Consider the following 12,897-nt stretch of genomic DNA (forward strand, 5'->3'; position numbering starts at 1 on the left):
ATCCACCCCCGTGACGACGCTCGATCAGCTGCTGGCTACCCCGCCCAGCGGGGGGTATGCGTCGTCCGATCGGGGTTCGGCCGCCACGGCTGAGCGCCCTGGGGCGGGTGGGGCACCGCGAGCCGGACGCGTCGCGTAGCGTTGACGGTCATGGGTGTGTCGCAGCGTCTGAAGAGTCGGTTCCGGCGTTTCCTCCAGCGGCCGGGCAGCACGGTCGACCTCGCTCCGTTGGCGAAACTGCTCCCCGACATCGCCGGCCGGGAGGATGACCTGCGGGCGCTCGACGACGCCGAGCTGATTGCCGAGGCCGGCCGGGCCAACGAGTTCGTCGATCTCTGCGCGGTCGGCCGGGAGGCTGCCCGGCGGGCGATCGACGAGCGGCCGTTCGACGAGCAACTGCTCGGCGCAATGTCCCTGCTGGCCGGCAAGGTCGCGGAGATGGCCACCGGTGAGGGCAAGACCCTGACCGCCACGATCGCCGCCTACGGGCACGTGCGGCGGGGCAACGGGCCGGTGCACGTACTGACGGTCAACGACTACCTCGCCCGCCGAGACGCCGAGTGGATGGCGCCGGTCTACCAGTTGCTCGGGCTGACCGTCGGCTGGGTCACCGAGAGCAGCAGCCCCGAGCAGCGGCGGACCGCGTACCAGCGGGATGTCACCTACGTGTCGGTGAGCGAGGCCGGCTTCGACTTCCTGCGTGACCAGTTGGTCACCGACATCGCCGACCGGGTCCAGCCACCGCTGGCCACGGCGATCGTCGACGAGGCCGACTCGATCCTCATCGACGAGGCCCGGGTGCCGATGGTGCTGGCCGGGGCAGTCGTCGGTGAGCAGGACCCGGTGCACGCCGCCGCCACACTGGTACGCGGGCTGCGCGCCGGCCGGGACTACGAGGTCGCCGACGACGGCCGCAGCGTCGCGTTCACCTCCGCCGGGCTGGCCGCGGTCGAGGCCAAGCTGGACGGCGTCGACCTGTACGCCGACGACAACGTCGGGCAGCTGTCCGCGATCCACGTCGCCCTGCACGCCCATGCGTTGCTGCACCGCGACGTCGACTACATCGTCCGTGACGGCGCCGTGGAACTGGTGGACGAGATGCGCGGCCGGGTGGCGCAGCGCCGCCGATGGCCGGACGGGCTGCAGGCGGCGGTCGAGGCCAAGGAGGGTCTGAACGCCACGGCCGAGGGCGAGGTGCTCGGCACCATCACCGTGCAGGCGTTCGTCGCGGCGTACCGCACCCTGTGCGGGATGACCGCGACGGCGGTCCTCGTCGGCGACCAGCTCCGCGAGTTCTTCAAGCTGGAGGTGGCGGTGATCCCGCCACACACCCCGTGCGTCCGGACCGACGAGCCGGACCGGATCTACGCCACCCGCGCCGAGAAGGACGAGGCGCTGGTCGCAGAGATCAGCTCGGCCCACGCCACCGGGCGTCCGGTGCTGATCGGCACCCTCGACGTCAAGGAGTCGGAGAGCCTGGCGGCGTCGCTGGGCGAGGCCGGCGTTGCCTGCGTGGTGCTCAATGCCAAGAACGACGACGAGGAAGCCGCGATCATCGCCGAAGCCGGTGCGCTGGGGGCGGTGACGGTCTCCACCCAGATGGCCGGGCGCGGCGTGGACATCCGCCTCGGCGGCAGCGACCAGTCCGACCGGGACCAGGTCGCCGAGCTGGGCGGGCTGTACGTGATCGGCAGCGGCCGGCACGACAGCCGACGGGTGGACAACCAGTTGCGCGGCCGGGCCGGTCGCCAGGGCGACCCGGGTGGCTCGGTGTTCTTCGTCAGCCTGGAGGACGACCTGGTCGTCCGGCACGCCCCGGACGCGATCCCACCCTCGCCGCGGATGACGCCCGACGGCATCGTCCAGGACGAGCAGGTTGACTTCGCCATCGAACATGCCCAGCGGATCGCCGAGGGTGTCGACTACGAGATCCACCGGAACACCTGGCGCTACAGCGTGGTAATCGAGCAGCAGCGCAAGGCGCTCGCGGAGCGGCGTGAGCGGCTGCTGACCACCGAGGTCGCCGCGCTGATGCTGATGGACCGGTTCCCGCAGCGGTGCGCCGAGATGGACGAGGATCTGCTGTCGCGGGCCGCCCGTTCGATCGCCCTCTACCACCTGGACCGGCTCTGGACCGAACACCTCGCCGAACTGTCCGAGGTGCGCGAGGGCGTGCATCTGCGGGCCCTCGGCCGGCTCGATCCACTCGACGAGTTCCACCGGGCGGCCGTGCCCGCGTTCAACCAGCTGATTCCGGAGATCGAGGCCCGCACCGTCGCGACTTTCGAACAGACCGAGTTCGACGAGGACTGGCAGCCCGACGAGGCCCAACTGGTCCGGCCCAGTGCGACCTGGACCTACCTGGTGCACGACAACCCGTTCGGCTCCGAGCTGGACCGGCTGATCTCGTCCGTTGGCCGCCGGCTCAGTGGCAGCGGCCACCGCTGAGCGCGGCCGGGGCGCGATCCCGTTGACCCAGGTCGATCCGGCGGACAGCAGGCTGGCCGTACTGGAGACCGCAGCCCTGCTGCGGGAGTTGACCGCCGGCATGATCCGGTGCACCGATTTCGATCAAGCGGTGGAGCATCTCGCCCGCACCACCCGGTCCGCGCTGCCCACAGTGACGTACGCGAGCGTCTGTTTTCCGGGCCGGCCGGCCTGCCTCGGTGGCGGCGTCCGATCCACTGGTCAAGGACCTGGATGAGCTTCAGTACGCCTCCGACGGGCCGGCGATGACCGCGATCCGGGACCGCGAGATCGTGCTGGCCGCTCCGGGCACCGACTCGTCGCGCTGGCCGCAGTGGAGTCGGGCGGCGGTCGACCGGGGGATCCGTACCGTGCTCAGCGCGCCGGTGGACGTCGACGACGAGTCGATCGGTGCGGTCAACCTGTACGCGGACCGGGACGGAGCGCTCGGTGCCGGTGAGCAGCTGACCGCCCTGCTCCTCACCGAGCACGCCGGACTGCTCCTCGCGGCGGTTCGGGACCGGCGTCGCGACGCGGCGGCTGGCGGGGCCGACGGCGATCGGCCGGGGTACGGCGACGTGATCGGCCCGGCGATCGGCATCGTGATGACCCAGCGGCGGTGCCCGGCCGGGGAGGCGCTCGCGGTGCTGCGCGAAGCGGCCGAGGCGACCGCGATGCCGTTGCCGGAGGTCGCCGAGCGGTTGGTGGCGTCGGTGCTGCGGACCGACAGCCAGCAACGGTGATGGCGGGTGGGTTCGCGGCGGGAGATAATCGGGTAGCACGGGTGGTGTGACCGGTGTGACCAGTGGGAAGGGCGTGAGGGCGATGCAGGCGCAACTCCGCGTGCCCGGCCAGCCGATCCAGCCGATGCTGGTGACCCTGCCGTTCGGACTCTTCGTCTGTGCGGCCCTGTTTGACATCTCGGTGGTGGCCGGGGCACCCGACCTGTTCGGTGAGGTCGGCTACTGGACGTTGGTCGCCGGGTTGGCCGCGATGGCGCTGACCGTGGCGGTGGGTCTGGTCGATCTCTGGGACGAGCCATCCGGTCCGGTCCGTTCCTCGCTGGTCCGGTTCAACCTGATCAGTACGGCGATGGGCGGGCTGTTCCTGCTCGCCGGCCTGATCCGTACCTCCGGTCCGACGTCGTTGGCCGGCGTCCCGTTGTTGATCGTGGAGCTGGTCGGCCTCGGCGTGGGGGTGGCGGGGCTGCGCCACGGTACGGCTCTGCTGCGCCACGTCGGGGAGGTAGCGGCCGCCGACGAGCGCGGCCGCCGGTCGGATGGGTTGGACGCGTTGGCCCGCCACTAGCCGACTCCTCGGGTGCGACCGGGTCGCGCCCGACCGTTGGTGCCGGCTCAGCTGCCCAGCAGGTCCCGCATCCGGTTGATCTCGACGGCCTGCTCGGCGGCGATCGAGGTGGCGAGTTCCTCGATGGTCACGTCGCTGCCGCCGGTGAGTACCCGGTCGGACATCTCGACGGCGCCTTGGTGGTGGTCGGTCATCATCGTCACGAAGAGCCGGTCGAACTCGGCCCCCCGGGCGGCTGCTAGCTCCCGGACGGCCTGCTCCGTCTGCATCCCGGGCATCGTGTCGTGGTCGTGTCCACCGGCCGGCAACCGCCGGTCCCGTAGCCACTGCCGGAGTACGGCAATCTCGGCGGTCTGTCCTGCCCGGATGCGGTCGGCGAAGGCCCGTACCCCTGGGTCGGCACTGCGGTCGGCGGCGAGCGCCGCCATCTGCACGGCCTGGGTGTGGTGCGGGATCATCATCTGGACGTACCAGGTGTCCAGCGCGTTGTACTGCGGTGGATCGATGGTCACGTCCGTCGCGGGGCGCAGCTCGGCCGGCTCGCCGGGCCGGCCGGGCAGGATCACCGGCGGTGCGTCCGTGGTCCCGTCGGCGCCGGTGGATGTTCCCGCCGGCTCGGTCGCTGCGTCGCCGGTGGTGGTCGTGGCCGAGGTTGTTGCGGTGGTCCGCAGCACGACCACCGCGACGACGACCACGGCCGGTATCAGGGCGAGTGCCAGTAGCCGTCGGTGCCGGCCGAGTGACAATCGGGACATCGGGCCTCCCGGAGTGGACGGTCGCGATGCTATCCGGCTAACTCCATGTATCGATGTGATCACTGTCACATCGATGTCGGCAACTGGGCGGTATCGTCGCAGCATCATCAATCCCTTTCGAAGGGTGCCGCACATGATCAGACGTTCCCCACGAGGGCCGCGGCAGCTCCGGACCGTGGCAGTGGCGGCGATCGCCGTCCTGTTCGGCAGCACCGCGTTGGCGACACCTAGTCATGCAGGGACCCCGTTCGACGTCGACTGCGCCGACGCCACCGACGCGCTGGCGGTCGAGTTGTGCCTGGCCCAGGCATCGGCGGCGGGGACCGACGACCCCGGACTCGGCGTCGACGAAATCGACAACAGTCGGAACCTGCGTCAGATCGCCAGCCTGCCCAAGCCCGCGCCGTTCGACACCGAGTCCTCGTTGAACTCGGACCTCGCCTTCCAGGGCAGGTATGCCTTCGTCGGCAACTACAACGGCTTCGTGATCTACGACATCGCCAACCCGCGGCGGCCGCGGCTGGTTTCGCAGGTGGTCTGCCCGGGTGGGCAGAACGACGTGTCGGTCCACGGCGACCTGCTGTTCCTGTCCACAGACTCGTCGCGCAGTGACGACTCCTGTGCCAGCACCTCCCAGTCCGCGTCGGTGAAGGAGTCCTGGGAGGGCATCAAGATCTTCGACATTCGAGACAAGAGCAACCCTCGGTACGTCAAGTCTGTCGAGACGAACTGCGGCTCACACACCCACACCCTGGTGCCGGCCAAGAGCCGCAACTTCGTCTATCTCTATGTCTCGTCGTACAACCCGTCGACGAACTTCCCGGACTGCCAGCCACCGCACGACCTGATCTCGATCGTCAAGGTGCCGTTGAAGAAGCCGACCGACGCGGCCGTGGTGGCCACTCCGGCGATCTTCCCGGACGGCGGCAACCCGGGCGGCAACGGCAGCGCCACCACCACCGGCTGCCACGACATCACCGCGTACCCGCAGAAGGATCTCGCGGCGGGCGCCTGCATGGGCGACGGCGTGCTGCTCGACATCTCCGACCGGGAGGCACCCCGGGTCGTCCACCAGGTCCGGGACACCACCAACTTCGCCTTCTGGCACTCGGCGACGTTCAACAACTCGGGCACCAAGGTGGTCTTCACCGACGAACTCGGCGGGGGCGGGGCGGCGACCTGCAACCCGACCATCGGTCCCGAGCGGGGGGCGAGCGCGATCTACGACATCACCGGTACGGGTGACGCGCGGACGCTGGTGTTTCGCAGCTACTTCAAGATTCCACGGACCAACGGGTCGACCGAGAACTGTGTGGCACACAACGGTTCGCTGATCCCGGTGCTGGGCCGCGACATCATGGTCCAGGCCTGGTACCAGGGCGGTATCTCGGTCTGGGACTTCACCAACTCGGCTAGGCCGCAGGAGATCGCCTACTGGGAGCGGGGACCGTATTCGGATACCCGGATGGTCACCGGCGGACCCTGGTCGGCGTACTACTACAACGGCTACATCTACTCCAGCGACATTCAGAAGGGTCTGGATGTGCTGGACCTCAAGGACTGGCGTACGGCGAGCGCCAAGCTGGTCCGGTTCCCGGAGTTGAACGTGCAGACCCAGCCCTGGTACCTCAGCTGGTGACACCGCGCTGGTGAGACAGAGGCAACCGGCGGGTGGTCGGACCGCGGTCCGACCACCCGCCGCGCCTGACTAGTTGGTCGGATGTTCATCCATAGGCCGCCGAACGTTCAGCTTCGGCGCGTTGTGCTCGGTGGCGGTGCCGCCGGCAGGACCGTAGCGGTTGGAACGTAACGGCGGTCCCGTCGTCGAGGTCGACGCGCGTCGGAGGTGGCGGTGACGGGACGAGCCGTGGTGTTCGGCGCTGGCGGGGATGGTTGGGCCGGCTGGCAGTTGGGGATGCTCGTCGGACTCGACCGGGCGGGCGCCGGACTGCGCGCCCCGGATCTGGTGGTGGGGACGTCGACCGGTGCCCTGGTTGCGGCGCTGGTCTACGGCGCCGCTGGCCCTGCCGCGGCCGTGCGCACCGTACGGCGGGCCGGGACCTGGCCGGTGGCGGCCCGGCAAACCGACTACGAACTGGTTGACGAGACCCGCCGGAGCCTGCGCGTCGGCGGTGCCACGTCGTCGCAGGCCCGGATGCAACTCGGTCGGCTGGCGCTCGCCGCCGACCCGTCGGACGCCACCGTCCGCGCCGCGGCGGACCTGCTGCGCGACCATCGCTGGCCCAGCGCGCCCCGGCTGCTGGTCACCGCAGTCGACGCGGACAGCGGTGAGCTGGTGGCGTGGGACTCGACGGCCGGCATCGCCCTGCCGCGGGCGGTCGCGGCCAGTTGCGCGCTGCCGGGGGTGACCGGGCCGGTGGCGGTGGACGGCCGCCGGTACATCAGCGGCGCGGTCCGTTCGACGAGCAACCCGGACCTGGCGGCCAGCGCGGCGACGGTGATGATCCTGGCCGGTGGCGGGCCGGCTAAGGTCGAGGTGGCGGCCCGGCAGAGGCGTCCCGCCGCCGGTTGTCCCGCCACGCTCGTGTTCCTGACGCCGGACGCGACAGCGCGAGCGGCGCTCACCGGCGATCCGGGTGATCCGGTCGTGTTCGCGGCGGCGCTCGCCGCAGGTGAGCGTCAGTCGTCGGGGTACGCCGGCCAGGTTCGCGCCCGCTGGGGTACGTCAGCCGAGCACGGCGGCGATCAGCAGCAGCGTGACGGCGGTGGCGACCGTGGAGAGCACCACCGAGTCCCGGGCGAGGCGTTGACCGCGCTGGTACCGGGTGGCGAAGATGAAGACGTTCTGCGCCGTCGGTAGCGCGGCGGTGACAACTGCGGCGAGCAACGCCGTGCCGCTGAGGTCGAGACCGTGTCGGGCGATCAGGTAGGCCACCGCTGGCTGGCCGAGCACCTTGAGGGCGACAGCGGTGTAGCGTTCCCGGGCCTGCGGGTCGGCTGCCAGCGGCCGGCTTCCGGGCAGGGACATTCCGAGGGCCAGCAGGGCCAGCGGTACGGCGGCCGCACCGAGCAGCTCGAAGGGCCGCAGCAGCTCGGCGGGTGGCTGCCAGCGGCTGACCGCCAGCGCCAGGCCCGCCGCCGAGGCGATCATGATCGGGTTGCGGGCCGGCAGGGACAGCAGCCGACGGACGGACGGGTTGCGGTCGCCGGCGGTGAGGTCCAGGACGGCGAAGGCCACCGGTGCCGCGACGAGTACCTGGAACAGCAGCACCGGCGCGACGACCGAGACGTCGTCGAGCACGTACGCCGCTACCGGGATGCCGAGGTTGGCCGCGTTCACATAGGACGCGCCGAGCGTGCCGATGGTGACGTCGCCGGCCGGCCGGTGCCACAGCCAACCGGCTAGCGCCAGGTAGCCGGTCGCCACCACCACGGTGCTCGCCAGGTAGGCGAGGAACGCGGGGGTGAACACCTCGGTCGGGGACGTGCCGGCCAGGGTGGTGAACAACAGCGCCGGTGTCGCGATGAAGAAGGTCAGCCGGGCCAGGACGGCGGTGCCGTCCGGGCCGAGCAGCTCGAAACGGCCGATCAGGTACCCGATCAGGGTGACCGACCAGATCGCGGCGAACCCGGCGACGATGGCGCGCATGTGATCATCCTGCCGGTTCGCCAATAGCACCGAGGTCGGGTATCCAGAGCGAGCAATCGATTACGGTGCGCTTGTCAATCATCACATTTCTGCAACGCAGTCCGGTATTGACCCGGGAGCGAGTGAACGGCAGCATCGGTTCGTGCGCAGCCGCCGGCACACCGGGTCGTCCCCTGTGTCCGGTGCCGGCTGCCGCGTCCCACCCGGCTACCGTTTGCGTACGGACACCGGCCGGCGGCCGGGATGCACGCTTCCGGCCGGAACCGTCTAGGAGGACCATGTCGGTCAGCCCCGCCTCGCCGCGCGCCGGCTGGTCCGGTTTGCCACCGTCTGGTGCGGCCCGTCCGCCCGCCGCGCCCCGGCGGGGGACCGGCCCGGCGATGGCGACCGTGACCGTCACCGTGTCGATTCCGCTCACCGCCGGTGAGGAAACGCTCTCGTCGTCCGCCCGTCAGTTGTTGGAGGCCGCCCGGGAGCTGGTGGAACGGGGTGAGGCGACGGTGGAGATGCCGGCGGCCGACGCGGCCCGGGCGCAGCCCGGCGCGGTGCTCGACCAGATCGTCGCCGGCCGCGACGGGCCGGGTCCGACGCCGGCGGCCGGCGGGGTGTTCACCGAACCCGCCACCGGGTCAGGGCGGACCGCAACGGTCACCGTGCCGGCACTGCACGTCATGGTCGCGTCGCGGACCGTTCTGTTGGACGGCGAGCCACTGCTGTTGACCCGACTCGAGTTCGATCTCCTGCTGCACCTGGTGGAGAACCCTCGCCGGGTCTTCACCCGGCTGCAGCTGCTCGCCGCGGTGTGGGGCTACGAGCACACCGGGGTGCGTACCGTGGACGTGCACATCCGCCGGCTCCGCGGCAAGGTGGGCAACTCGCCCCTGATCACCACCGTGTACGGCGTCGGCTACCGGCTCGCCGACGACGTCCGGGTCAGCATCGACACCGCCGGCTGATCACACCGCCGGCGAGCACCGGTCGGCGTCGGCGAGGCCCGAAGGCGCGTGGCTGGTCAAGGGCCGGACGGGTTTGCCGGCCGTCGGCGACGGGTAAGTGGCGGGTCTCGCGGCGACCCGGTGTGCCGGAGTCCGAGCCGGTCGTGGCTCGCCGTACTCGATCTGAAGGGGGATGGGCGCATGCTGACGCATGACGTGAACCGGCGACCGGGTCCGGGCGCGCCGGGTGCACCGGGAACCATCGACAGTGATCGGATCCGCACCGCGCTGACCAGTCGGTACCAGGAGCTGACGGCTGAGTACGAGCAGGCGATGACGCAGAGCCAGGTGCTCCGGCTGGTCGAAGGGGGCGACACCGCTGGCGACGACCAGGCCGACAGCGGTACGAAGACCGCCGAGCGGGACGCGGCCCAGTCCCTGATCCGGACCATCCTGGAGCGTCGTACCCAGTTCGAGCATGCCTTGGCCCGGCTCGCCGCCGGCGACTACGGGCGTTGCGAGGGCTGTGCCGTGGCCATTCCGGTGGAGCGGCTGGAGATCTATCCCTCGGCCACCACCTGCGTCACCTGCAAACAGTCCCGCGAGCGGCGGGCGGCCTGACCGTGGCCGCCCGGATCACGAGCGCCCCCCGGATCACCGGCACCGCGAACCGACGAGGGAGCACGAGATGACGACTGCCCAGTTGACCGCCATTGACGCCACGGTGGACAAGACCAACCGGTTGCTCAGCGAGATCGAACACGAACTCGGCTGGCCGGCCCAGCGCCGTCAGCAGTCCTACTCGGCGCTCGCCGCCGTGCTGCACACCCTGCGCGACCGGCTACCCCTGGCTGAGGTGGTGCAGCTCGCGGCGCAACTGCCGCTGCTGGTCCGCGGGCTGTACTACGAGGGCTGGGACGCCACCTCGGCGCCGACGAAGCTGGACCGTGCCGAGTTTGTCGCCCGGGTGCGACGGGACTTTCCGTTCGACGTCGAGGGCGGGGCCGAACAGGTGATCCGGACGGTCAGCCGGGTGCTGCGACGGCACGTCAGCTCCGGTGAGTGGGACGACGTGCTGGCCACCGTACCGGTCGAACTGCGCGACCTGTTGGCTGACTGACGGTACGGCCCGCGCCGCCGCGGGCCGTACCGTCAGTCACCGTACGGTCACCTTGGTGGCCAGTCGGCGTCGGTGGTCGACCTGCCGTTGGGGGCCGACCAGCCGGACCGCGACCCGTTGGCGGACATCGATGCTCGACGCGGCCAGCCGCAGTTCCAGGTCACCGGGCTCCACGACCCGCCGCCCGTCCCGCCCGGTGAAACACGACAGGTCGGCGGAGAAGTCGAACTCGACCCAGCGCGCCTGGCCAGCCTGCAACGGCACCCGGGCGTAGCCGACCAGCCGGATCACCGGTCGGGTGACCTGCGCCACCGGGTCGTGCAGGTACAGCTGGACGATCTCGCTGCCTGCCCGGTCGCCGGTGTTGCGTACCCGCAGCCGAATTCGCAACGTGCCGTCGGTGCCGATCTGCGCCGGGGCCGCACCCCAGCCGTGCTCGACCCCGTCGACCAGTGGCGTCGACCACTCGAACGAGGTGTACGACAGCCCGTGGCCGAACGGGTACAGCGGACCGGGATCCACGTTGCTCACCTCGGTCCGGTGTCCCAGCAGCGGGCTGAGGTAGCTGGTCGGCTGGCCGCCGGCCAGCCGGGGAACCCCGATCGGCAACCTGCCGGACGGGCAGACCCGGCCGCTGAGTACTCCGGCGACCGCACCGCCTCCCTCGGCGCCGGGGAAGAACGCCTGCACCACCCCGGCCAGCCGGTCGGCGTACCGACCGAGCGCGTACGGACGTCCGGTCAGCAGTACCAGCACCACCGGAGTGCCGGTGGCCACCAACGCCTCGATCAACTCGCCCTGCCGTCCGGGCAGTTCCAGGTCGGTGGCGTCGCAACCCTCGCCAGAGGTCCCGGCGCCGAACAGCCCGGCCCGATCCCCGACCACCGCGACGCAGACGTCGGCCCGCGCCGCGGCGTCCGCGGCCACCACGATGCCCGGGGTGTCCTGCCCGTCCACCGGGCCGGTGACGACGTGTTCGATGGTCGCTGCGGGCAGCTCGGCCCGCAGCGCGGCCAGGACGGTTCCCATCTGGGGTTGCTCCCCGACATCGGCCGGAACGGTACCAACGTGACTGGGGAACGTGTAGCAGCCCAGCAGCCCGGTGACCGAGTCGGCCAGCGGCCCGACCACCGCGATACGGCCCCGCTCGGGCAGCGGAAGGACGGCGTCGTTGGCAAGCAGCACCACCGATTCCTCGGCCAGCCGCCGGGCCAGGTCCCGGTTCGCCGGCGAATCCAGGTCGATCTCCGGACCAGCGGACGGCCCGCTCGCCTCGCCGGGGCGGTACGCACCGGCCAGCGCCGGTGGCACCGGATCCCAGTCCGGGTCGAGCAACCCCAACTCACACTTCTGCCGCAGGACGCGGGTGACGGCCCGGTCGACCACCGACTCCGGTACGGCGCCCTGCCGGACCGCCTCGACGAGTGGGGGGCCGTAGCACCGTACCGCTGGCAGTTCGACGTCGACCCCGGCGCTGAGCGCCAGGGCGGCGGCGGTGGTGGGACCGTCGGCCACCCGGTGCAGCAGCTCCAAGAACGACACGCCGAAGTAGTCCGCGACCACGGTGCCGGTGAACCCCCAGCGGCCACGGAGCAGATCGGTGAGCAGACCGCCGTCTGCCGCCGCCGGGACGCCGTCCACCTCCGCGTACGAGTGCATCACCGACCGGGCGCCGCCGTCCCGGACGGCCATCTCGAACGGTGGGAGCAGGACGTCAGCGAACTCCCGCGGGCCGACCGACACCGGCCCGAAGTTGCGCCCCGCCCGGGAGGCCGAGTAACCGGCGAAGTGCTTGAGGGTGGCCACAACCCCGGCCGATTCCAGCCCCCGTACGTACGCCGTGCCGATCGTGGCGACCAGGTACGGATCCTCGCCGATGGTCTCCTCGGTGCGACCCCAACGGGGGTCCCGGGCCACGTCGAGCACCGGGGCGAGTCCCTGGTGCACCCCGACCGACCGCATGTCCTGCCCGATCCTTCCGGCCATCTGCGCCACCAGGTCGGGGTCGAAGCTGGCACCCCAGGCCAGTGGGGTCGGGTACACGGTGGCGCCCCAGGTCATGAACCCGGTCAGGCACTCCTCGTGAATCATCGCGGGAATATTGAACCGGTTACCGGCGGCGATCTCGGTCTGCAGCCGGAGCAGCGCTCCGGCGCCGTCGGCCGGAGTCACCGCCGCGGTGCCGAACGGCCGGGTCAACTGCCCCAGGCCGGTGTGCAGCAGGCCGGCCCAGTCGACCGACTCGTCGACCAGGTCATGCTGCAACGGGGCCATGTCGTCGATCGAGGCATTGGCGCCCCGCCAGTAGCTGTACAGCTGTGCGACCTTCTCCGCCAGCGACATCCGACTGAGCAGGTCGAACACCCGTTCCTCCACCGCCAGGGTGGGGTCGCGCCACGGTGCTGACCGGTCGGGGCTGTCAGCGTCGGGCGGCCCGGCCGCCCGCCCGGTGGCCGCGGCGGCGGAGCGACCGTCCGGCTGCCCGTCTGGACCGGGCTTGGCCGGCCCCTCGTCCAGGGCGTAGTCCTTGCCGCTCACCGGCAGCCTCCTATCGATCGTCGCCGCGCCGGTCCAATCCGGCGTCGCCGGACCGTCGCGCCCTGTTTTCCGACATGTTTCCGGAAACCTACCGCCCCGTCGAGATCCGGCGTCCCACAGTTTGCTGGCAGTGTCCGGGTATGCTCCCCGCATCGTAGGGGCCGC

Annotated in this window: 9 protein-coding genes and 2 pseudogenes; 8 read left to right on the forward strand and 3 right to left on the reverse strand. The window is 71.1% G+C overall.

Annotated features, from left to right (window positions below; genetic code table 11):
* Window positions 1-150 precede the first annotated feature (150 nt).
* From secA2 to O7621_RS19920, 3 genes and pseudogenes are all read left to right on the forward strand, one after another.
* Window positions 151-2,448 carry an accessory Sec system translocase SecA2 gene (secA2, locus tag O7621_RS19910; RefSeq protein WP_282230643.1) on the forward strand — a complete coding sequence of 766 codons (2,298 nt, stop codon included), beginning with the start codon at window positions 151-153 and terminating at the stop codon, window positions 2,446-2,448.
* 100 nt (window positions 2,449-2,548) lie between these two features.
* Window positions 2,549-3,209, forward strand: a pseudogene (locus O7621_RS19915) (GAF and ANTAR domain-containing protein).
* An 82-nt stretch (window positions 3,210-3,291) separates the two neighbouring features.
* Window positions 3,292-3,774 carry a DUF2231 domain-containing protein gene (locus O7621_RS19920; protein WP_282230644.1) on the forward strand — a complete coding sequence of 161 codons (483 nt, stop codon included), beginning with the start codon at window positions 3,292-3,294 and terminating at the stop codon, window positions 3,772-3,774.
* 47 nt (window positions 3,775-3,821) lie between these two features.
* On the opposite strand, the gene O7621_RS19925 is transcribed toward O7621_RS19920, so the two are convergent.
* Entirely contained in the window at window positions 3,822-4,529 is a 708-nt protein-coding gene (locus O7621_RS19925) for a DUF305 domain-containing protein (protein ID WP_282230645.1), read from the reverse strand.
* Between the two features lie 133 nt (window positions 4,530-4,662).
* Here O7621_RS19925 and O7621_RS19930 point away from each other — a divergent pair, with 133 nt between their 5' ends.
* Window positions 4,663-6,168 (forward strand): hypothetical protein, encoded by a 1,506-nt coding sequence (locus O7621_RS19930; protein ID WP_282230646.1) that lies wholly within the window; start codon window positions 4,663-4,665, stop codon window positions 6,166-6,168.
* Between the two features lie 231 nt (window positions 6,169-6,399).
* Window positions 6,400-6,951 (forward strand): annotated as a pseudogene (locus O7621_RS19935) (patatin-like phospholipase family protein); the annotation flags it as partial.
* Window positions 6,952-7,215: 264 nt separating this feature from the next.
* Here the strand turns inward: O7621_RS19935 and O7621_RS19940 are convergent.
* Window positions 7,216-8,139 (reverse strand): AEC family transporter, encoded by a 924-nt coding sequence (locus tag O7621_RS19940; protein ID WP_282230647.1) that lies wholly within the window; start codon window positions 8,137-8,139, stop codon window positions 7,216-7,218.
* 278 nt (window positions 8,140-8,417) lie between these two features.
* Here O7621_RS19940 and O7621_RS19945 point away from each other — a divergent pair, with 278 nt between their 5' ends.
* The 3 genes from O7621_RS19945 (at window position 8,418) to O7621_RS19955 (ending at window position 10,194) form a co-directional block, all read left to right on the forward strand.
* Window positions 8,418-9,095 (forward strand): winged helix-turn-helix domain-containing protein, encoded by a 678-nt coding sequence (locus O7621_RS19945; protein ID WP_282230648.1) that lies wholly within the window; start codon window positions 8,418-8,420, stop codon window positions 9,093-9,095.
* Window positions 9,096-9,275: 180 nt separating this feature from the next.
* Window positions 9,276-9,695 carry a TraR/DksA C4-type zinc finger protein gene (locus O7621_RS19950; RefSeq protein WP_282230649.1) on the forward strand — a complete coding sequence of 140 codons (420 nt, stop codon included), beginning with the start codon at window positions 9,276-9,278 and terminating at the stop codon, window positions 9,693-9,695.
* Between the two features lie 67 nt (window positions 9,696-9,762).
* A complete protein-coding gene (locus O7621_RS19955; RefSeq protein WP_282230650.1) occupies window positions 9,763-10,194 on the forward strand; it encodes a DUF2267 domain-containing protein in 432 nt (143 codons plus the stop codon).
* 36 nt (window positions 10,195-10,230) lie between these two features.
* Here the strand turns inward: O7621_RS19955 and O7621_RS19960 are convergent, their stop codons facing one another.
* Window positions 10,231-12,732, reverse strand: coding sequence for a glycoside hydrolase family 3 N-terminal domain-containing protein (locus tag O7621_RS19960; RefSeq protein ID WP_282230651.1), 2,502 nt, complete (start codon window positions 12,730-12,732; stop codon window positions 10,231-10,233).
* Window positions 12,733-12,897 lie beyond the last annotated feature (165 nt).

The sequence above is a fragment of the Solwaraspora sp. WMMD937 genome (assembly GCF_029581175.1).
Lineage (GTDB): Bacteria > Actinomycetota > Actinomycetes > Mycobacteriales > Micromonosporaceae > Micromonospora_E.

Bases quoted from the DNA above. Each gene is read 5' to 3' on its own strand.
- O7621_RS19920 (WP_282230644.1), top strand. From the start codon at position 3,292: ATGCAGGCGCAACTCCGCGTGCCCGGCCAGCCGATCCAGCCGATGCTG.
- O7621_RS19945 (WP_282230648.1), top strand. From the start codon at position 8,418: ATGTCGGTCAGCCCCGCCTCGCCGCGCGCCGGCTGGTCCGGTTTGCCA.
- O7621_RS19930 (WP_282230646.1), top strand. From the start codon at position 4,663: ATGATCAGACGTTCCCCACGAGGGCCGCGGCAGCTCCGGACCGTGGCA.
- O7621_RS19950 (WP_282230649.1), top strand. From the start codon at position 9,276: ATGCTGACGCATGACGTGAACCGGCGACCGGGTCCGGGCGCGCCGGGT.
- O7621_RS19940 (WP_282230647.1), bottom strand. From the start codon at position 8,139: ATGCGCGCCATCGTCGCCGGGTTCGCCGCGATCTGGTCGGTCACCCTG.
- O7621_RS19955 (WP_282230650.1), top strand. From the start codon at position 9,763: ATGACGACTGCCCAGTTGACCGCCATTGACGCCACGGTGGACAAGACC.
- secA2 (WP_282230643.1), top strand. From the start codon at position 151: ATGGGTGTGTCGCAGCGTCTGAAGAGTCGGTTCCGGCGTTTCCTCCAG.
- O7621_RS19925 (WP_282230645.1), bottom strand. From the start codon at position 4,529: ATGTCCCGATTGTCACTCGGCCGGCACCGACGGCTACTGGCACTCGCC.